The following is a 19,374-nucleotide window of genomic DNA, read 5'->3' on the forward strand; positions in this document are numbered from 1 at the left end:
ACACTTTAACCAGCAGAAATCTTACTACCCGTTAATACGGGACAAAATCGGTAGTAAATCACTCATTTTATCTAGCACATAATCTGGTTTATACGCTTCTAAATATGCTCTACCTTTCAATGTCCATGAAACCGCTACTGTTTTCGTACCTGCATTTTGTCCACCGACGATATCATGATGATTATCACCAACCATCAATGTTTCTTCTGGCTTTGCATCTAATAATTTCAATGCTTTTTGAAGTGGTTCTGGATGTGGTTTCACATGTTCCACATCATCAATCGTCACGACAACATCAAAAAACTGATCAAGTTTTGAAAGCTTTAATCCCATTTCAACCGTCTGTCTCGCTTTCGTTGTAACGATGCCGATTTTATAACCTTGCTTCTTCAATTCTTGAACCGTTTCATATACAGTTTCATATTCTTCCACTAATTCATCATGATGCTCATGATTAAATTGGCGATAACATGTAATCATCTCTTCAACCTTGCTTGCATCAATCTTACTAAAAGTGTCATGCAAAGATGGACCGATAAATGGCAATACATCTTCACGCTTATACTGATTAGAATAATAGTGATTTAACGTATGTAAAAAAGAAGAGATAATAAGTTCATTTGTATTAATTAACGTTCCATCTAAATCAAATAACACTGTATTTATTTTCATCGTCCTTAATCCTTTCATTACCTGAATATGAAAGAAGCAGCATCTTATATAAGATGCTACTTTTCTCTAATTTTCTAAATATCTTTTATCAGCTTGCCCCATTTTTCGTCTCACAATAATGAAAATGATAGAAATAACAACAATTCCAATAGACATTACTTGTGCAATACGAAGTGGTCCTAACATTAAACTATCTGTACGCAAACCTTCTACGAAGAAGCGTCCCACTGAATACCAAATTAAATATGTGAAGAATAATTCACCACGGCGTAAATTCACTTTTCGTAACGCGAGTAGTAAAATAACACCTGCAAAGTTCCATAATGATTCATATAAAAACGTTGGGTGATAATACACACCATCAATGTACATTTGATTAATAATGAAATCTGGTAAATGAAGACCTTCTAAAAACTGTCTCGTTACTTCATCACCATGCGCCTCTTGGTTCATAAAGTTTCCCCATCGGCCAATTGCTTGTCCTAATAAAATACTCGGCGCAGCAATATCCGCTAACTTCCAGAATGAAAGCCCGCGTCGTTTCGCAAAAAGGATTCCTGTAATAACAGCCCCGATTAAACCACCATGAATCGCCAAACCACCTTGACGAATATTAATAATTTGACTCGGATTTTGCGAATAATATTCCCATTCAAAAATGACATAATACATTCTCGCAAAAAGAATCGCAATTGGTACTGCAATTAATACAAGATCAATAAATGTATCTTTGTGAATACCAAGCCTTTCTCCCTCGCGAGTTGCTAGCCAAAGACCTAATAGCACACCTGTACCGATAATAACCCCATACCAATAAACAGGGAACGGTCCAAGTTGGACTGCTACACGGTCAAGCTGTGGTACAGAACCTAACAGCATATATATGACCTCCCTCTCCAGAGTCTACTCTTGATTTCCTAACTCAATCGCACTCATTAATCGTTCAGAGAACTGCTGTGCCGCATTGACTCCCATACGTTTTAATCTGAAGTTCATCGCTGCTACTTCAATAATAACAGCCAAGTTTCGACCAGGACGAACTGGAAGTGTAATCTTCGTAAGTTCTGTATCAATAATCTTCATCTTCTCTTCATCAAGACCTAAGCGATCATAATTTTTCTTTTGATCCCAAATTTCAAGATTAATAACAAGCGTAATACGTTTATAATTTCGTACTGCCCCTGCACCGAATAACGTCATTACGTTAATGATACCTAGACCACGAATTTCTAATAAATGCTCAATTAAATCAGGTGAGCTTCCTACTAATGTGTCTTCATCTTCTTGACGAATTTCTACGCTATCATCCGCAACAAGGCGGTGACCACGCTTTACAAGTTCAAGTGCTGTCTCACTTTTCCCGACACCACTTTGACCTGTAATTAAAACACCAACGCCATAAATATCTACTAACACACCATGAACAGCTGTTGTTGGCGCTAACTTACCTTCTAAGTAGTTTGTTAAACGACTTGATAATCTCGTCGTCGTTTGAGCAGAACGTAATAAAGGCACGCCTGATTTACGTGATGCTTGTAATAACTCATCCGGTACATCTTGATTACGAGTTACAATAATACAAGGCGTCTCTTCAGTACAAAGCGCTTTCATTCTCTCTTGCTTTTGCTCTGTCGTTAACGTATCAAAGAACGTAAGCTCCGTTTTTCCAAGAAGCTGCACACGATCAGCTGGATAATATGTAAAAAATCCTGCCATTTCAATTCCAGGTCGTGATAAATCACTCGTATCAATCGGACGATGGATCCCTTCTTCACCACTTACTAACTCCAATTGAAATTGTTCAATTAAATCTTTTGTCCTTACTTTCGGCATATGTATAAACCTCCACTCCGCTGCGGGTTCAGTCTCATTTGATGTAAAATTCCATTCTATCGGATATTGTACCATTTTTTTCTGGGAACAAGAAACATGGTTTCTAATAAATAGAAAAAAACATTTCATATGAATCATGAAATGTTTTTCTTTTTGTCATTTTCTCTTTTTTTCATGTAATGGTTCAACAATTACTTTTTCAATTATCATATTAAAAATCGAAATACAAATTGCCGCAACAATCGCTACACCAAATCCAGATATATTAAAGGCGTCCCCTAATAATGAATCCGTCATCTTTAACGTAATCGCATTAATAACAATTAAGAAGAAACCGAAAGTTACAAGAGTAATTGGTAGCGTAATTAAAATTAAAAGCGGCTTTACAAATACGTTTAAAATCGCCAATATAATACTCGCAATAATTGCAGTTTGTATATTTGCTATGTAAAATGCGTCTGGTGCAACCCCTTTTAAAAGTCCGGACACAGCAATTAACACAACGCTATTTACAAGAAGTGATACAATCCATCTCATTTCGTTACACATCCTTTTAACATATATATTTCATCATACGCTAATAGATAATAAACGCAAGTATCATACAAATACTTATACCAACTTATTCTATTCTTTACGCTTGTATACCTACTAACACTCTTACCAGTTTTCCTTTGCAAAATAAAAACCGAGTGTACTTCCCACTCGGTTTTCATAAATAAACTTATTGCGATAATTCTACTTCTTTTATCTTCTCTTTCATTCTTGCTTTATCACGATTTAAAATCTCTTTTAAATACTTACCTGTATACGAGCGTTCTTCTTTTACTACCTGCTCTGGCGTTCCTGAAGCAACGATTTGTCCGCCTTTGTCTCCGCCTTCTGGTCCAAGGTCAATAATATAATCAGCTGTTTTAATAACATCTAAATTATGCTCAATTACAAGTACCGTCTCGCCACTCTCAACAAGACGTTGCAACACTTCTAGAAGACGTGCAATATCATGTGCATGTAAGCCAGTCGTTGGCTCATCTAAAATGTATAACGTACGCCCTGTAGAACGACGATGTAATTCAGAAGCTAATTTCACACGCTGCGCCTCACCACCTGATAACGTCGTAGCTGGTTGTCCTAATTTCATATAACCAAGCCCTACATCTACAAGCGTTTGAAGTTTACGCTTAATTTTCGGGATATTAGCAAAGAACTCTACCCCATCTTCAATTGTCATCCCTAACACTTCAGAAATATTCTTATCTTTATATTTCACTTCTAACGTTTCACGATTATAACGTTTACCGTGACAAACTTCACACGGAACATACACGTCTGGTAAGAAATGCATTTCAATTTTAATAATTCCATCACCGCGGCACGCTTCACAACGGCCACCCTTTACGTTAAAGCTGAAACGTCCTTTTTGATATCCACGTACTTTCGCTTCATTCGTTTGCGCAAATACATCACGAATATCATCAAATACACCCGTATATGTTGCTGGATTGGAACGCGGTGTACGCCCGATTGGTGATTGATCAATATCAATAACTTTATCTAACTGCTCAAGACCTTTAATTTCTTTATGAGCCCCTGGCTTCGCTTTCGCCTTATATAGCTTTTGAGCTAACGATTTGTATAGCACTTCATTAATTATCGTACTTTTTCCAGAGCCAGATACGCCTGTTACTGCTACAAATGTTCCTAGAGGGAATGACATCTTCGCATTCTTTAAGTTATTTTCTTTCGCACCGATAATCTCCACTTTACGTCCGTCACCTTTACGTCTCTCAAGTGGTACCGGAATAAACTCTTTACCGCTTAAATATTTCCCTGTTAATGAATTCTCGTCTTGCATAACTTCAGCTGGTGTACCCGCTGATACAACTTGACCACCATGAATACCTGCACCAGGTCCGATATCAAGTAAATAATCAGCAGCCATCATCGTATCTTCATCATGCTCAACAACGATTAACGTATTTCCTAAGTCACGCATTTCCTGCAATGTACGAATAAGACGATCATTATCACGCTGATGCAAACCGATAGAAGGCTCATCAAGAATGTAAAGTACACCAGTAAGGCGCGAACCAATTTGTGTCGCTAAACGAATACGCTGCGCCTCACCACCTGATAAAGTTCCTGCGGCACGACTTAACGTTAAATAATCTAAACCGACGTTCACTAAGAACCCAACGCGCTCCTGAATTTCTCTTAAAATTAAATGAGCAATTTTCTGTTGTTTCTCAGTTAGCTCAACAGTTGAGAAGAATTCCTGTACTTCTTGAACAGAATATTTCGTTACATCGGCAATCGTTTTATCACCAACGAAAACAGCTAAACTCTCAGGCTTTAAGCGTCCGCCTTTACACTTCGGACAAGCTTGCTCTGCCATATATTTCTCCATTTGCTCACGAACATAATCCGAACTCGTCTCACGATAACGACGCTCGATATTCGGAATAACACCTTCAAATAAAATCTCATTTTCTTTCACTTGACCAAATTCATTCACATAGCGGAAATAAACCTTCTCTTCCCCGCTTCCGTACAACACTTTATCAAATAAATCTTTCGGTATATCTTTCACCGGCATATCCATATCAACGCCATAGTGATTACATATGGATTGTAAAAGTTGTGGGTAATATTGTGAACTTGTCGGTTCCCACGGAGCAATCGCATGTTCATTTAATGATAAATCCCAGTTCGGAATAACAAGCTCTAAATCTACCTCTAACTTTGAGCCAAGTCCATCACAAGAAGGACATGCGCCGAACGGACTATTGAACGAGAACATACGCGGCTCTAATTCTCCGATTGAAAAACCACAATGTGGACAAGCATGATGTTCACTAAACAGAAGTTCTTCCTCTCCCATTACATCGATTAAAACTCGGCCCCCGCCAAGCTTTAAAGCACTTTCGAGTGAATCTGCAAGTCGGCTTGCAATTCCTTCTTTCACAACAATACGGTCAATAACAACTTCAATTGAATGCTTCTTATTTTTTTCTAAAGTAATCTCTTCAGATACATCCAGCATCTCTCCATTAACGCGCACACGAACATAACCTTGCTTCTTAATATCTTCTAATACTTTCACATGCGTACCTTTACGCCCTGACACGATAGGCGCTAGCACTTGCAACTTCGTACGTTCAGGATATTCAAGAACACGGTCTACCATCTGTTCCACTGTTTGTGATGTAATTTCAATTCCATGATTCGGACAAATCGGCGTACCAATTCGCGCGAATAATAAACGTAAATAATCATAAATCTCTGTTACCGTTCCAACCGTTGAACGAGGATTACGACTCGTCGTTTTTTGATCAATTGAAATCGCTGGAGATAAACCTTCAATCGTATCAACATCCGGCTTATCCATTTGCCCTAAAAACTGGCGTGCATACGCGGATAAAGATTCCACGTATCTACGCTGCCCTTCTGCATAAATCGTATCGAATGCTAACGATGATTTCCCTGAACCAGACAATCCCGTCACAACAACAAGTTGATTTCTCGGAATGGTTACGTCAATATTTTTTAAATTATGCGCTCTAGCACCTTTTACAACAATAAAATCTTTACTCACTCTTTTCACCCTTCCGCTTTTAATTCTAGTAGTAAATCTCTTAATTCAGCTGCACGCTCGAAATCTAACGCTTTTGCTGCTTCCTTCATCTCTGCTTCCATCTTCGCAATTGTATTTTCACGTTCTTTTTTCGTCATCTTCTTAGCTGGTGATGCTTCATATGTTTCCGTATCCTCAGCTGCTGTTGTCGCACGAATAGCGTCACGTACTCCTTTTTGAATCGTCTTCGGCGTAATACCATGCTCTTTATTGTAAGCTTCTTGCAACTGGCGACGACGCTGCGTTTCTTCAATCGCAATTCCCATTGATCTCGTTATGCGATCTGCGTACATAATAACGCGTCCATTTTCATTACGTGCCGCACGACCAATTGTTTGAATTAATGAACGCTCTGAACGTAGGAATCCTTCCTTATCAGCATCTAAAATAGCTACAAGTGATACTTCCGGAATATCTAATCCTTCTCGTAATAAGTTAATACCGACAAGTACATCAAACTTACCAAGGCGAAGGTCACGAATAATTTCAATACGTTCTAACGTTTTAATTTCAGAGTGAAGATAGTTCACTTTAATTCCTACATCTTTTAAGTAATCTGTTAAATCCTCTGACATTTTTTTCGTTAAAGTTGTAATTAATACACGTTCATTTTTCGCAATCCGGTCATGGATTTCTCCTAATAAATCATCTATTTGTCCTTCAATTGGTCGTATATCAATTGGTGGATCTAAAAGCCCTGTTGGACGAATAATTTGTTCTACTACTTCCGGTGAATGCTCTAACTCGTACGGTCCTGGCGTTGCCGAAACGTAAATAACTTGATTCGTTTTCTCTTCAAACTCATCAAACGTGAGCGGTCTATTATCTAAAGCTGATGGCAGACGGAATCCATGCTCCACAAGCACTTGCTTACGTGCTTGGTCCCCGTTATACATCGCTCTTACTTGCGGAACCGATACGTGCGACTCATCCATAACAATTAAGAAATCCTCTGGAAAATAGTCCAAAAGTGTATATGGTGTTGAACCTGCTGGACGAAGTGTTAAATGACGGGAATAGTTTTCAATCCCTGAACAAAAACCCATCTCACGCATCATTTCTAAATCATAACGTGTTCGCTGTTCTATACGCTGCGCTTCTAACAATTTACCATTATCATTTAATTCTTTTAAACGCGCTTCTAATTCTTTTTCTATATTTTCAATAGCGACCTTCAGCTTTTCTTCACGTGTAACGAAGTGAGATGCCGGGAAGATTGCTACATGATCACGTTCTGCTAATACTTCACCCGTTAATGCATTTACTTCTCGAATACGATCAATTTCATCCCCGAAAAATTCAATTCGAATACAATGCTCATCAAGTGATGCCGGGAAGATTTCAACTACATCTCCGCGCACACGGAATGTACCACGCTTGAAATCAATATCATTACGGCCATACTGTACATCAACAAGTTCACGAAGCAATTGATTGCGGTCCTTTTCCATACCAACCCGAAGTGAGACAACTAACTCGCGGTATTCTTCTGGAGAACCTAAACCGTATATGCACGACACACTCGCAACGATAATAACATCATCTCGTTCAAATAAGGAAGACGTTGCCGAGTGGCGTAATTTATCAATTTCATCGTTAATTTGCGCATCTTTTTCAATAAACGTATCCGTATGTGGCACGTACGCTTCCGGCTGATAATAATCGTAATAACTAACAAAATACTCCACAGAATTGTTAGGAAAGAAATCTTTCAGCTCACTATATAACTGTCCTGCTAACGTTTTATTATGAGCCATTACAAGCGTTGGCTTCTGCACCTCTTTAATGACATTTGAAATCGTAAATGTCTTACCCGTTCCTGTCGCTCCAAGCAACACTTGCTTTTTCTTTCCACTATTAATTCCCTCTACAAGCTTCTCTATCGCTCCCGGCTGATCACCTTGCGGGGAATACTCTGAGATAATTTCAAATTGATGTTCCAAGTGAAATCCGACCTCCTCATAAAAAATCTGTATTATTATTTTACCACGAATGCTCATAAAAAACCTAAAAAAACGAACAGATATTCGGTAAAATTTTCGACAATATATACATAAAAAAGGAAGGAGTACATACTTCCTTCCTCTCTCTAATTTATTTTAATGGCTCATCTAACAAATCATATCCATTTCGTCCGTCTTCATTCATACAATCTATCAACCTATACCTTATATCCACTTCACGAACTTCTTTGACTATTCTTTTACAACTATCAGACTGAACACCTTTATTATCACCTGCTAATTCATCTCGTCTATTATCTAAAATATGACGTATCTCTTTTCCACTATGTTCTAACGTTTGAAAGATCGGATCGCCTTCATGTGTATAATTTACAATCCTTATTTCATCAACTTTTCCTTGTTCAACGTTCAAAACAAACTTTTCAAATTTGTATAGATTAGAAATCCCTGTCCTTTTCGCAATGATATCATCCTTCTCATCAACTGTACTGCTAGATTGTGAACATGCTACTAAACTGAAGAAGAAAACACATATGAAACTCGCTCTTTTTCCTATTGTCATCCTCTCCTATTCAAACTATTTGTATACACAATTAAAAAGTTCTATACTCTCTTTCACCGAACCTTTTATCAAGAAAAAACTACTCTCATCTTATGAAAGTAGTATCTCTTTTCCCTTTCTCCTTCTTCGGAAAAATAACATATGAAAATGAAATTGCAGTATCCGCTAAAAGAATAATAGCCCACACTTGGCTCACACGACTTGCAGCTTTATTTAAAACGATTCCTGACTCTAACCAATTGCCCCATTGTTCAAATGGAATAAATCCATACGCGAAGAAAAAGAATATATGAACACCAACGAATAAAACAAGATGTAATACCCAATTTTTCATTTCCTGCTTTGCATAGGCCATACCTGTTAATTCTACCTGTTCTTCAATAATAGGCGCTGGTTCATTCCTCCATTTCGCAACTAATTTTTGTACAAATATATCAAGCTTCTTCAAATCCTTTTTCCCGTAGAAGACCGCATATAATAAAATAATGACAGTAATGATCTGAAAGTTAGAGAACTTTCCTGTTTGATAATAATCGACTACCCCTAATGTTAAAATAAACACTTCATTTACGAGTAGCACAATCCCCATAATAAAACTCGCCTTTTTCAAACGGAACCCATAACGAAGTAAAAAGAATCCGATAGCCGATAACCAAAATACAATCTCTGCCCCAATTAAAAAATACCAACGATATTCTGCGAGTATACTCATTTATCCCTCTCCCTTTCGTCATATATACGAAAAGCCTCATCCATATATAATAGAAGCTCTTCCTCAATTGGATACATACTCATTTTCTGTGAATCATCCTTCGATTTTCTAACTTCCCATAGCTTATCTAAAAACGATTCATCACCATTTGCCATCTCTAAACACTTCTGCATTAATTTCTTCGTTGCCTCTTGTACCTCATCACTTGCCGCTTCCTTACCGTCTTTCATAAAATTACGTAATTGCTTTAATAAATCTATCCACTCTAACACATTCGGATCTTCCTCACTCATATTTGGCAAATTGTGAAGCAACTTTTGTTCTTCCTTAGAAAAAACTTCATTTTGGAATATTTCACGTATGCGAGGCGACTGTTTCGAAAGCTGAATGAGTTCAAACATAACTTTCCAATCCAGTTCTCCCTCCACATCTACCGAATAAACAACGGCTTGTAAAACACGCTCCATTCGATTGAATTTCTTTTGTTCCTCCTGTACAAATCTAAGTTGCTTTTCAAGTGAGTCTTTTAAATTAAGTTCACCTTTTACTAACATATTCGTAATCTCTTTTAATGAAAAACCCATTTCTTTTAAAAATAAAATTTGCTGCAAACGAACAACATCTCTCTCGCTATATAACCGATGTCCCCCATCAGTTTTTCCACTCGGCTTTAATAAATCGATTTGATCATAATAACGTAACGTCCTTACTGTAACCCCTGTTTCCCTCGTTAGTTCTTGAATTGAAATCAACTCCATCACCTCTTCTCCTTCATTATAAAAGGTGACGTAACGTAACTTTCAAGTAGTTTGTAAAAAAAATACAAAAAGCTATTTATACCTTTTGTATAAACAGCTTTTATGGAAGTAACCCCTTTTGTATAGCACGTCCACAAGATAAAATAATTGCCCCAACAACAACACTTGTTGCTGTTTTATGGTAATCCGCTAACATTAATAAATAGTATGATAAACCTACAGCACCAATCATAATACATACACTTGGCCCTGGATTGCGCGAGAAGTTTTGCATCCCCCACAAAAGTGCAAATATAGCCGTAGCGACACATAACACCGATAATCCCATCCCAGTTCCCCTTTTTCTATTTATTTCTTGTTGCTAACACACTCGTCGATGCCATACTCATTAGTAAACCAAAAATAGCAATATATAATAACTCATTTACATGTACTACTTGCCTATCTAAATACTTATTTACACAAAGATACATAATGAACAAAAAAACGCAGCTTGTAATACAAATCGTAAAATATGACTTCATCTTACTTACAACTCTCTCATCAACCGATGGTACTCCCTCTTCTTTCAAGTGCTTTTGCTCTCTATATTCCGAAATTCCATATAAAATAACTAACGCCACATTCGATATAAACATTGCTTCCCATGAAATACTTAAAATCATTAAACTCACATTCAAGATCAAACTTGCTAACGATAAACTACCGATAAACTTTATAACATCATGCTTATTCATACACGATCAGCTTCTTTACTATTTCTATATTTCCATTTCGGCCAATAGTTCACAAAGAAATAAACAAACTGCCCTAGTACAAATAAAAAAAACGGCATGCCAGCACTTCTGTAAACAATTAAATTATACAAACTCCATATCGCTAAACTAATTACTAAAAATACTCCTACATATTTAAACGCTTTATTCGACTGAAATCTCTCAAACTCGTCTTGCATTTTTCATTACTCCTATCGCTATGCTCGTTTTCCCGCCATTACTCCTATGATGAGACTACCAGCAAATAAGAAACTACATACAATAAATATTTCTGGAATCGGTATAACAGCCCTTCCTATTCCTTTGCTCGCAACAATATAAACTATAAGTAAAATAAACGCGAATATAAATGAGACATTTACATACTTTTTTACATTTTCATTTACTCGCTCATCTATATCTGGAAGTTCTTCTTTTTTGTACTTACGCTTTTTGTAATTCGTATACAATATCAGAAATACAATTGCTAAAACGTTACTAACTACGAGCGGTAAAATTGGTATAGCTGGATTCATAATACGAACTACAATGTCTCCCAAAAATAATCCAAAAGTCGCAACGATAAATAACTTTTTAGTATCGTTCATTTTCTCTCCCCTTACTCCAGCGTAAATATTTCCTCTACCTTCATTCCAAAATATTTGGCGATTTTTAGGGATAACTCTAGACTCGGGTTATAGTGGTGGTTCTCAATCGCCACGATTGTCTGCCGCGTCACTTGCATCGCCTTTGCCATTTCAATTTGCGTTATATGATGTTGTTTTCGTAATTCCTTAATTTTATTTTTCACACCCATAGGCTCCACCTTCGAAAGTAAAGATATCTTTACTTTAATTATAAATATTTTCCAGTCATAAGTGAAGATATCTTTACAAATTTTAGAAAAACATTCCACTGAACGCCTTCTCTAACAAAGTACGATAGTAATTAAGTTTATATCAGCGATTCTCCGAATATATCGGCGCAACTTAATTTATATCAGCGATTCTCCAAATATATCAGCGCAACTCAATTTATATCGGCGATTTTTTAAATATATCGACTTACCGACAAATACCGACATCAGTAGCACTATAAGCATAAGAAAAAGCTGTCCCCAAATACCTTTGAGAACAGCCTCTTCCTCCTACTACATGAATCCTAATGCCCATACAAGAATATATCCAAGAACCGATAGACAAACCGAGCCAATCAGCCCTGCGACGAATGCCCTACTTCCTAATTTGCGGAACGTTTTAAACTCTACATTTAAACCTAGCCCTGCCATCGCCATTGCAATAAGCATGTACGCAATTACTACAATGTATCCGGCAACAACTTCTGGGATAATTCCAAGCGAATGCACCGCACTCATTGCTAAAAATCCGAAGATGAACCAAGGAATTGGAAGGTCGCGCCACGATTTTTTTTCCTTGCTTCCCTCGCTCTTACCAAACCATAATCCAATTAAAATCGCTACTGGCACAAGCATCGCTACGCGCGTTAATTTCACAATAACTGCGATGTCTACAGCGGTGCTACCGCCTGGCGCCGCAGCCGCAATTACGTGAGCAATTTCATGCAGCGTCGCTCCCGAGAATACACCGTAACCGTACGGAGATAAGCCAAGCACTGGGTATAATAGCGTATAAATAAGTGTAAATATTGTACCTAAAATTGCAATAATCGCTGCCCCAACTGCCGTTTCTTCATCCTTCGCTTTCACTTGCGGTGCAATTGCGACGACCGCAGCGGCACCACAAATCGCCGTTCCGCATGCCGTTAAAATTCCAAGTTTCTTTTCTACTTTAAATACTTTCGTTAGTCCATATACAACGAAAATTGTAAATGTAATAACAACCGCTGCGATGACCAATACTTTCGGCCCCGCCTTCGCAATATCAACAAGATTTAACCGCATTCCAAGTAAGATAATCCCAAAGCGAAGCAACTTCTTACTCGCAAAGTTCGTTCCCGCTATCGCTTCTTGAGGAATCCCGATTGCCGCGCGCCAAACCATTCCGATTAGAATAGCGATTACTAATTGTCCCATAATATTTAAAAATGGAAGCTCTGCTAAATATTTCGCGGCAATTGCGATTAATAACGTAATCCCAATACCTTGTGAAAATCCAAAGCCCTTCTTCTTTTGTATAACAAGTGTTTGTTCCACTTTGTACCACCCCAATAATCGTATTGGAACATGCATGTTCTTTCTAGTTACATTATAAGAGAGTTTTTATAATAAGTTTAATATCAATATTGAATCCCTATCATCAGAAATACTTATGATAAAATAAAAGCAAAAATAAAGGGGCCTAACAAATGAACGTCGACATTTTAAAAATCTTTGTTACTGTCGTTGAACAAAAACATTTTTCGCGTGCTGCGGAACTATTAAACCTTTCACAACCCGGCGTTAGTATGCACATTCGCAACTTGGAAAATGAATTTGGGACTACACTTATTCAGAGATCCCCCAAGCACGTCCAAGTTACAGAAGCTGGAAACATATTATACATACATGCAAAGCAAATGCTTTCACTTTATGAAGATGCAAAACAAGAAATTAACGAACTACATAACGTCGTAACAGGGACGCTCCGCATTGGCGCTAGCTTTACAATTGGCGAATACTTACTTCCGAAAATACTTGCGCGCTTTGCCAATGAAAATCCGCACGTCGAAGTTCATACATTTATCTCAAATACGGAAGAAGTTTTGCAAAGCCTTCGCTCTAATCAAATTGATATCGGCTTAGTGGAAGGCCAAGTCGTATACGCTGACGTAGATGTTGAAACTTTTATGCAAGATGAAATGAAACTCGTCGTCCCGCCAAACCATCCATTGCTCCATATCAAGGGGATTAACGAAAATACATTGCAAGACCAAGTCTGGGTATTAAGGGAGAGCGGCTCTGGCACACGTGCCTATAGCGATCGCTTTATACACCAACATCATTTAAAAATGAAACGCTTCTTTACATTTAGCAGTATTCAAAGCGTGAAGGAAGCCGTTGCAGCCGGTCTTGGCATCGCTATCCTGTCAGATTGGACTGTTCGAAAAGAACTGTTGGCACAAGAAATATTCCACATCCCTGTTCCGAACGAAGAGCTAATCCGTCCATTCTCCATCGTGCGCGGCAAATATTTTATCCCGTCTAAAGCTATTCAAGTCTTTTTAAAACACGTAGATTCTTTTGCGAAAAAACAAAGTTGACCTTCACATTAGTGTGAAGGTTTACAATACATGTAAAAGGAGTGAAACGCATTGCGAATTGGGGAGTTATCAAAAGAAACTGGGGTTAGCGAAAGGGCACTAAGACATTATGAAGAAAAGGGATTACTCCCTTCGAAACGCCTAGCAAATGGCTACCGTGATTTTGATGAAAGTGCAATCGAAAAAGTAGAGCTGATTCAAATGTACTTGCAAATCGGCTTAAATTTAGAAGAAACAGAACGAATGCTACGTTGCCTCGAAATCGAGCCAAATCTCTACGAAAATCCGTGTAGTAGTATCCTTGCACTTTACGAAGACAAACTTGATGAGGTAACAAGGCAAATCTCATTACTTTCCAACATTCAAACGAATTTACAAAAACACGTTTCACTCCTAAAACAAGAAAATGAAAAGGGATGATTACATGTTTGTTATACATGGCAGTTCAAGACAAAACGGAAATACGGAAGCTTTAACACATATGGTGATTGATGGGATTGAAACAGAACAAATTTACTTGCGTGATCATATTGTCCATCCAATCATAGATCAGCGACATGATGTAGAAGGATTTCAACCTGTAAATGATGACTATCAACAATTAATTGAGCGCATGCTAGAGCACGACACGATTATCTTCGCTACACCGCTATACTGGTACGGAATGAGCGGCCACATGAAGAACTTCGTTGATCGCTGGTCACAAAGCTTGCGTGATAAATCTCTTCATTTCAAAGAAAAAATGAAAGGCAAAAAAATGTACGTTGTCATCGTTGGCGGAGACAGTCCAAAACTGAAAGCATTGCCGCTTATCGCCCAGTTTCAATATATCTTTGATTTTGTTGGTTCATCATTTGGAGGGTATATTATTGGGGATGCGAATGGACTAGATGAAATCAAGAACGATGCTGAGGCGCTGGCAAAAGCACAATTGTATAATAATAAATTCAAAAATAGCACACAGAAATAAGTTTGACAAATCCATTTGTATGCGCATACAATAAAAATAATATTATGAAAGGAAGGTACTTTGACCAATGAAGTTCTAATTCTCTTATTTATTTCATCCATCACAAATAGTGAACAAAAATGATGAAAACTAGCAGAGGATTAGTCTGTCCATTTGTCGATACTTTCTTTCAAGACGATCATGTAAAAAATCGTTTATTTATGTACGATTTTTACATTGAAGGGCGACGTTTATCCTCTCTAGTGAAACTAGGGAGGTTTTTTTATGACTATTTTAATCGCACGTAATATCGAAAAGAGCTTTGGTGATCGCACCATATTTACGTTACCATCACTAGAAATTCAAGCAAACGATCGTATAGGAATTGTCGGAGCCAACGGAGCTGGAAAATCTACGTTATTACAAATATTAAGTAAAGAAATAGAAGCTGACAAAGGCACAGTAACTCATCATAGTTCTATCGCCATCATTCCACAGCTTAGCGAGGGGATACCGGAAACCGCTTCTTCCCTAGCTAAAGGCAAATGGAATATTTCAAACGTCGCAAATTCAATGAGCGGCGGTGAACGAATGCGCCTAAAGATCGCCCATGCCCTCGAACAAGATGCAGGCATTCTATTTGCTGATGAGCCAACAAGTCACTTAGATATGTTTGGTACAGAGCAATTAGAAAAGGCACTTTTATCTTATAACGGTGCACTTGTTTTAATATCGCATGATCGTGATCTTTTAGATGCCATATGTACAAAAATCATCGAAGTTGAAGACGGTACTATTCAAGAGTACAAAGGGAATTATTCAAACTATCGAAAGCAAAAAGAACGTGAGCGAATACAAAAGCAAGCAGAATATGATCAATATATACAAGAAAAAAATCGGTTAGAACAGTCAATTTCACAAAGAAAGCAACGTGCTTCTAGCATGACAAAAATCCCAACACGGTTCAGTTCATCTGAATCTAAACTTTATAAGTGCAGCGGGGCTCATGGGCAAGAAAATGTTAGTAAAGTAGCGAAAGCACTAGAAACACGCCTTGAAAAATTGGAAAAGAAAGAAAAACCGAAGGACTTTTCTCAAGCTCAGTTTGACGTACAATACCACACACCAATTCATAGTAAAGCAGTTGTTCAGTTTAATAAAACAACGAAGAAAATAGGGGATCGCACACTATTTAAAAATATGAATGGAACAATTGTCCCTGGGGCAAAGCTTGCTATTTTAGGGGCAAACGGAAGCGGGAAAACAACTTTGTTCAAAATGCTTCTCGCGAACGAGCGTGGCATTCAGCTTTCGAAAAGTTGTAAAATTGGATACTTTGAACAAACATTATCTATTTTAAAAACAGATAAAACAATTTTAGAAAACGTTCTAGAAGAAACAAACTATAAAGAATCGTTCGTTCGAACAATACTTGCAAGGCTCCTATTCCGCCGTGAAGATGTTCATAAACCTGTGTACGTCTTAAGTGGTGGAGAACGCATGAAGGTTGCACTCGCAAAAGTATTTTTAGGAAACTATAATATGCTTCTGCTCGACGAACCGACAAACTATTTAGACTTGGCAACGCAAGAAGAATTAGAAAGCATGTTACAAGAGTATCCCGGCACTATACTTTTCATTAGCCATGACCGTGCCTTTATTCGTTCTGTTGCAAACCATATTCTACAAGTAGATGAGAGCGAACCACGAATATTCCATGGCAATTACGAGCAATACATCAAAAGAACCACCCAAGCTTCCGTAAACGTTACTGAACAAGAATTATTGCGATTACAAACAAAATTAACAGAAGTCATCAGCCGGATTTCTATACCCAATCATCACGATGACATCACATTTCTTGAACAAGAATATGAAAAATTATTAGTTCAAATTCAGCGGTGTAAAGAAGCGCTCTAATGTCTTCCCTATATATCGACGGGACCTTCCACATTTCCCAAGAAATATCGCGGCTTCGACATAAAGATAATATTAGACACCACAATAACAAAAAGCCGTGCACCAGCACGGCTTTTCACTTTATCTTGCTATTTGTGGGCAGTAAATGCTCGATTGGTGAAGGCTGATAACCAGTGGGGATGCCTCCCACTGATTAAAGTTTCACTTTATATACGGACAGCAGTCCCGCTCACCGCAACCATTAGCATCCCTTCACGAACTACTTCGTAATCCACGTCGATACCAACGATGGCATTCGCATTTTTTTGTCTTGCGAGAGTTTTCATCTCTTCCATTGCAATGTCGCGCGCTTCTTTTAATTTGCTTTCATAAGCACCTGCACGACCGCCGACAACGTCACGGACAGAGGCAAAAAGGTCACGAACGATATTCGCACCCATAATCGCTTCTCCATTCACGATATCGATATACTCAATAATTTCTCTTCCTTGAATTGTAGACGTTGTTGTTACAATCATACTTTAGAGCCCCCCATATGAGATTTCTACCCACTTATGGTGCACTAATTCAGCAGAAATTATATTTAGGAACTAAACTGCGCTTCATATAACCTGCTATATCCTCCGCCTTGCTCAATTAGTTCCTCATGTGAACCTTGTTCTGCAATACCTTCTTTATTTACAACGACGATACGATCTGCATTTTTAATAGTTGCAAGCCTGTGAGCGATAACTAATGTTGTACGGCCGACAGATAGTTCAGCAAGTGATTTTTGGATAGCAAGTTCTGTCTCTGTGTCTAGCGCAGAAGTTGCTTCATCTAAAATTAAAATTGGCGGGTTCTTCAAGAACATACGGGCAATTGCTAAACGCTGCTTTTGTCCTCCTGAAAGTTTCACACCACGCTCACCAATAACTGTCTCTAAACCGTCTGGTTGCAAGTAAATTAAGTCCTCCAACTGGGCACGTTTTACCGCCTGCCAAATTTCAGCTTCTGAAGCTTTTAAGTTTCCGTAAGCGATATTTTCACGAATTGTTCCTGAGAATAAGAAAACATCTTGCTGCACAATTCCGATTTGCTTACGAAGTGACGATAACGTCATCTCTTTCGTGTCAATGCCATCAATTTGAATCGATCCGGATGAGTGTTCATAAAAACGCGGTAACAAACTACATAGTGTTGTTTTCCCTGCCCCTGATGGCCCAACGAAAGCAACTGTTTCACCTGCATGTATTTTCAAATTAATATCTTTTAAAATCGGCTCTTTATTTTCATATCCGAACGTGATGTTATTGTATTGAATATCGCCGTGTACATGTTTAACTTCGATTGCATCTTTAGAATCTACAATATCCGGCTCTGTTTCCAGAAGTTCTACATATCTTTTAAAACCAGCGATTCCTTTCGGATAACTTTCAATAACCGCATTAATTTTTTCAATTGGGCGGAAGAAAATATTCGTTAATAAAACGAATCCAATAAATCCACCGTACGTTAATTCACCTTGCAGTACGAACCATGTACCACATATTAATACAAAGAGTGTTACAAGGCGCATGAGCATATAACTAATCGATGAATTTAACGCCATAATTTTATACGCCATTAATTTTGTTGTACGGAAACGAGCATTGTTTACAGCAAATTGCTCTTTCTCAAACTTTTCATTTCCGAATGCTTGTACAACGCGGATACCACCAACATTGTTCTCGATACATGCATTGAAATCAGCAACGTCTGAGAATAAACGTCTAAACGTACCTGTCATTTTTTTATTGAAGTAAAGTGCCAACCATAATAAGAATGGAATTACGAAGAATGTTAGAAGTGCTAACTTCCAGTTAATCATCATCATAAATGAAAATGCTCCGACTAAAGTCATAATGGCAATGAATAAATCTTCTGGTCCATGGTGAGCAATTTCCCCAATTTCCATTAAATCGTTTGTAAGACGTGAAATTAAATGACCTGTTTTATTATTATCAAAAAATCTGAATGATAGCTTTTGAATGTGATCAAATAATTTCTGTCTCATATCAGTTTCAATGTTAATACCAAGCATATGTCCCCAATATGTAACAACGTATTGCAAACCTGCATTTAACACATAAACTACGAACAAACCGAAACAAGCCCATAAAATAAGCGTCCAGTTTTGCCCTGGCAATAACTTATCAATAAATTGATTTACGATAAGCGGGAAGCCAAGTTCGAGTAATCCTGCGATAACCGCGCAAGAAAAGTCGAGTATAAATAAACCTTTGTACGGTTTATAGTAAGAAAAAAATTTACGTAGCATATTTTTCCTCCCTTTTCCAAATTAAAAGACTCCCTAAATGATAACCATTATCAAATAATTATTCAAGTTATCCGTCTATGAAACTAAAAAAACCTTC

Annotated in this window: 21 protein-coding genes; 4 read left to right on the plus strand and 17 right to left on the minus strand. The window is 37.8% G+C overall.

Going from position 1 to position 19,374, the window contains the following annotated elements:
* Window positions 1–24: 24 nt before the first annotated feature.
* The 15 genes from ppaX to ACFWDE_RS02875 form a co-directional block, all read right to left on the minus strand.
* Window positions 25–672, minus strand: coding sequence for a pyrophosphatase PpaX (gene ppaX / locus ACFWDE_RS02805; protein ID WP_002089567.1), 648 nt, complete (start codon window positions 670–672; stop codon window positions 25–27).
* A 66-nt stretch (window positions 673–738) separates the two neighbouring features.
* On the minus strand, window positions 739–1,551 hold the full coding sequence (gene lgt / locus ACFWDE_RS02810; protein WP_002144893.1) for a prolipoprotein diacylglyceryl transferase: 813 nt from the start codon (window positions 1,549–1,551) through the stop codon (window positions 739–741).
* Between the two features lie 24 nt (window positions 1,552–1,575).
* Window positions 1,576–2,505 (minus strand): HPr(Ser) kinase/phosphatase, encoded by a 930-nt coding sequence (gene hprK, locus ACFWDE_RS02815; RefSeq protein ID WP_219920833.1) that lies wholly within the window; start codon window positions 2,503–2,505, stop codon window positions 1,576–1,578.
* Window positions 2,506–2,661: 156 nt separating this feature from the next.
* Window positions 2,662–3,042: a phage holin family protein gene (locus tag ACFWDE_RS02820; RefSeq protein WP_002089574.1), complete on the minus strand. Its 381-nt coding sequence runs from the start codon at window positions 3,040–3,042 to the stop codon at window positions 2,662–2,664.
* 187 nt (window positions 3,043–3,229) lie between these two features.
* Complete coding sequence (gene uvrA, locus ACFWDE_RS02825) at window positions 3,230–6,100, minus strand: excinuclease ABC subunit UvrA (RefSeq protein ID WP_377889868.1); 2,871 nt, start codon at window positions 6,098–6,100, stop codon at window positions 3,230–3,232.
* Window positions 6,101–6,105: 5 nt separating this feature from the next.
* A complete protein-coding gene (gene uvrB / locus ACFWDE_RS02830) occupies window positions 6,106–8,082 on the minus strand; it encodes an excinuclease ABC subunit B (protein WP_377889870.1) in 1,977 nt (658 codons plus the stop codon).
* 151 nt (window positions 8,083–8,233) lie between these two features.
* Window positions 8,234–8,665 (minus strand): DUF4362 domain-containing protein, encoded by a 432-nt coding sequence (locus tag ACFWDE_RS02835; RefSeq protein WP_377889872.1) that lies wholly within the window; start codon window positions 8,663–8,665, stop codon window positions 8,234–8,236.
* 85 nt (window positions 8,666–8,750) lie between these two features.
* On the minus strand, window positions 8,751–9,377 hold the full coding sequence (locus tag ACFWDE_RS02840) for a hypothetical protein (RefSeq protein ID WP_002144886.1): 627 nt from the start codon (window positions 9,375–9,377) through the stop codon (window positions 8,751–8,753).
* Window positions 9,374–10,135 (minus strand): MerR family transcriptional regulator, encoded by a 762-nt coding sequence (locus ACFWDE_RS02845; protein WP_377889875.1) that lies wholly within the window; start codon window positions 10,133–10,135, stop codon window positions 9,374–9,376. The genes ACFWDE_RS02840 and ACFWDE_RS02845 overlap by 4 nt, the downstream gene beginning before the upstream one ends.
* A 100-nt stretch (window positions 10,136–10,235) precedes the next feature.
* A complete protein-coding gene (locus ACFWDE_RS02850) occupies window positions 10,236–10,463 on the minus strand; it encodes a hypothetical protein (protein WP_377889877.1) in 228 nt (75 codons plus the stop codon).
* Between the two features lie 16 nt (window positions 10,464–10,479).
* Window positions 10,480–10,872, minus strand: coding sequence for an ATPase (locus ACFWDE_RS02855; protein WP_377889879.1), 393 nt, complete (start codon window positions 10,870–10,872; stop codon window positions 10,480–10,482).
* Window positions 10,869–11,090: a hypothetical protein gene (locus ACFWDE_RS02860; protein WP_377889881.1), complete on the minus strand. Its 222-nt coding sequence runs from the start codon at window positions 11,088–11,090 to the stop codon at window positions 10,869–10,871. The genes ACFWDE_RS02855 and ACFWDE_RS02860 overlap by 4 nt, the downstream gene beginning before the upstream one ends.
* A gap of 18 nt (window positions 11,091–11,108) precedes the next feature.
* Window positions 11,109–11,498: a hypothetical protein gene (locus ACFWDE_RS02865; RefSeq protein ID WP_377889883.1), complete on the minus strand. Its 390-nt coding sequence runs from the start codon at window positions 11,496–11,498 to the stop codon at window positions 11,109–11,111.
* Window positions 11,499–11,509: 11 nt separating this feature from the next.
* Window positions 11,510–11,707 (minus strand): helix-turn-helix transcriptional regulator, encoded by a 198-nt coding sequence (locus tag ACFWDE_RS02870; RefSeq protein WP_002016109.1) that lies wholly within the window; start codon window positions 11,705–11,707, stop codon window positions 11,510–11,512.
* A 333-nt stretch (window positions 11,708–12,040) separates the two neighbouring features.
* A complete protein-coding gene (locus ACFWDE_RS02875) occupies window positions 12,041–13,063 on the minus strand; it encodes a YeiH family protein (protein WP_377889885.1) in 1,023 nt (340 codons plus the stop codon).
* A 152-nt stretch (window positions 13,064–13,215) separates the two neighbouring features.
* On the opposite strand from ACFWDE_RS02875, the gene ACFWDE_RS02880 reads away from it, so the two are divergent.
* From ACFWDE_RS02880 to abc-f, 4 genes are all read left to right on the plus strand, one after another.
* Window positions 13,216–14,109, plus strand: a complete 894-nt coding sequence (locus tag ACFWDE_RS02880) for a LysR family transcriptional regulator (RefSeq protein ID WP_002144877.1) — start codon at window positions 13,216–13,218, stop codon at window positions 14,107–14,109.
* Between the two features lie 51 nt (window positions 14,110–14,160).
* Entirely contained in the window at window positions 14,161–14,529 is a 369-nt protein-coding gene (locus tag ACFWDE_RS02885) for a MerR family transcriptional regulator (protein ID WP_377889888.1), read from the plus strand.
* 4 nt (window positions 14,530–14,533) lie between these two features.
* Window positions 14,534–15,079, plus strand: coding sequence for a flavodoxin family protein (locus tag ACFWDE_RS02890; RefSeq protein WP_377889890.1), 546 nt, complete (start codon window positions 14,534–14,536; stop codon window positions 15,077–15,079).
* Window positions 15,080–15,343: 264 nt separating this feature from the next.
* Window positions 15,344–16,978 carry a ribosomal protection-like ABC-F family protein gene (gene abc-f / locus ACFWDE_RS02895; protein ID WP_377889892.1) on the plus strand — a complete coding sequence of 545 codons (1,635 nt, stop codon included), beginning with the start codon at window positions 15,344–15,346 and terminating at the stop codon, window positions 16,976–16,978.
* 206 nt (window positions 16,979–17,184) lie between these two features.
* On the opposite strand, the gene ACFWDE_RS02900 is transcribed toward abc-f, so the two are convergent.
* Both ACFWDE_RS02900 and ACFWDE_RS02905 read right to left on the minus strand, forming a co-directional pair.
* Entirely contained in the window at window positions 17,185–17,496 is a 312-nt protein-coding gene (locus tag ACFWDE_RS02900; RefSeq protein WP_219920847.1) for a heavy metal-binding domain-containing protein, read from the minus strand.
* 65 nt (window positions 17,497–17,561) lie between these two features.
* Complete coding sequence (locus tag ACFWDE_RS02905) at window positions 17,562–19,277, minus strand: ABC transporter ATP-binding protein (RefSeq protein ID WP_377889894.1); 1,716 nt, start codon at window positions 19,275–19,277, stop codon at window positions 17,562–17,564.
* Between the last annotated feature and the right edge of the window lie 97 nt (window positions 19,278–19,374).

The sequence above is a fragment of the Bacillus sp. NPDC060175 genome, assembly GCF_042728695.1.
Classification (GTDB): domain Bacteria; phylum Bacillota; class Bacilli; order Bacillales; family Bacillaceae_G; genus Bacillus_A.

Bases quoted from the DNA above. Each gene is read 5' to 3' on its own strand.
- ppaX (WP_002089567.1), bottom strand. From the start codon at position 672: ATGAAAATAAATACAGTGTTATTTGATTTAGATGGAACGTTAATTAAT.
- lgt (WP_002144893.1), bottom strand. From the start codon at position 1,551: ATGCTGTTAGGTTCTGTACCACAGCTTGACCGTGTAGCAGTCCAACTT.
- hprK (WP_219920833.1), bottom strand. From the start codon at position 2,505: ATGCCGAAAGTAAGGACAAAAGATTTAATTGAACAATTTCAATTGGAG.
- ACFWDE_RS02820 (WP_002089574.1), bottom strand. From the start codon at position 3,042: ATGAGATGGATTGTATCACTTCTTGTAAATAGCGTTGTGTTAATTGCT.
- ACFWDE_RS02835 (WP_377889872.1), bottom strand. From the start codon at position 8,665: ATGACAATAGGAAAAAGAGCGAGTTTCATATGTGTTTTCTTCTTCAGT.
- ACFWDE_RS02840 (WP_002144886.1), bottom strand. From the start codon at position 9,377: ATGAGTATACTCGCAGAATATCGTTGGTATTTTTTAATTGGGGCAGAG.
- ACFWDE_RS02845 (WP_377889875.1), bottom strand. From the start codon at position 10,135: ATGGAGTTGATTTCAATTCAAGAACTAACGAGGGAAACAGGGGTTACA.
- ACFWDE_RS02850 (WP_377889877.1), bottom strand. From the start codon at position 10,463: ATGGGATTATCGGTGTTATGTGTCGCTACGGCTATATTTGCACTTTTG.
- ACFWDE_RS02855 (WP_377889879.1), bottom strand. From the start codon at position 10,872: ATGAATAAGCATGATGTTATAAAGTTTATCGGTAGTTTATCGTTAGCA.
- ACFWDE_RS02860 (WP_377889881.1), bottom strand. From the start codon at position 11,090: ATGCAAGACGAGTTTGAGAGATTTCAGTCGAATAAAGCGTTTAAATAT.
- ACFWDE_RS02865 (WP_377889883.1), bottom strand. From the start codon at position 11,498: ATGAACGATACTAAAAAGTTATTTATCGTTGCGACTTTTGGATTATTT.
- ACFWDE_RS02870 (WP_002016109.1), bottom strand. From the start codon at position 11,707: ATGGGTGTGAAAAATAAAATTAAGGAATTACGAAAACAACATCATATA.
- ACFWDE_RS02880 (WP_002144877.1), top strand. From the start codon at position 13,216: ATGAACGTCGACATTTTAAAAATCTTTGTTACTGTCGTTGAACAAAAA.
- ACFWDE_RS02890 (WP_377889890.1), top strand. From the start codon at position 14,534: ATGTTTGTTATACATGGCAGTTCAAGACAAAACGGAAATACGGAAGCT.
- abc-f (WP_377889892.1), top strand. From the start codon at position 15,344: ATGACTATTTTAATCGCACGTAATATCGAAAAGAGCTTTGGTGATCGC.
- ACFWDE_RS02900 (WP_219920847.1), bottom strand. From the start codon at position 17,496: ATGATTGTAACAACAACGTCTACAATTCAAGGAAGAGAAATTATTGAG.
- ACFWDE_RS02905 (WP_377889894.1), bottom strand. From the start codon at position 19,277: ATGCTACGTAAATTTTTTTCTTACTATAAACCGTACAAAGGTTTATTT.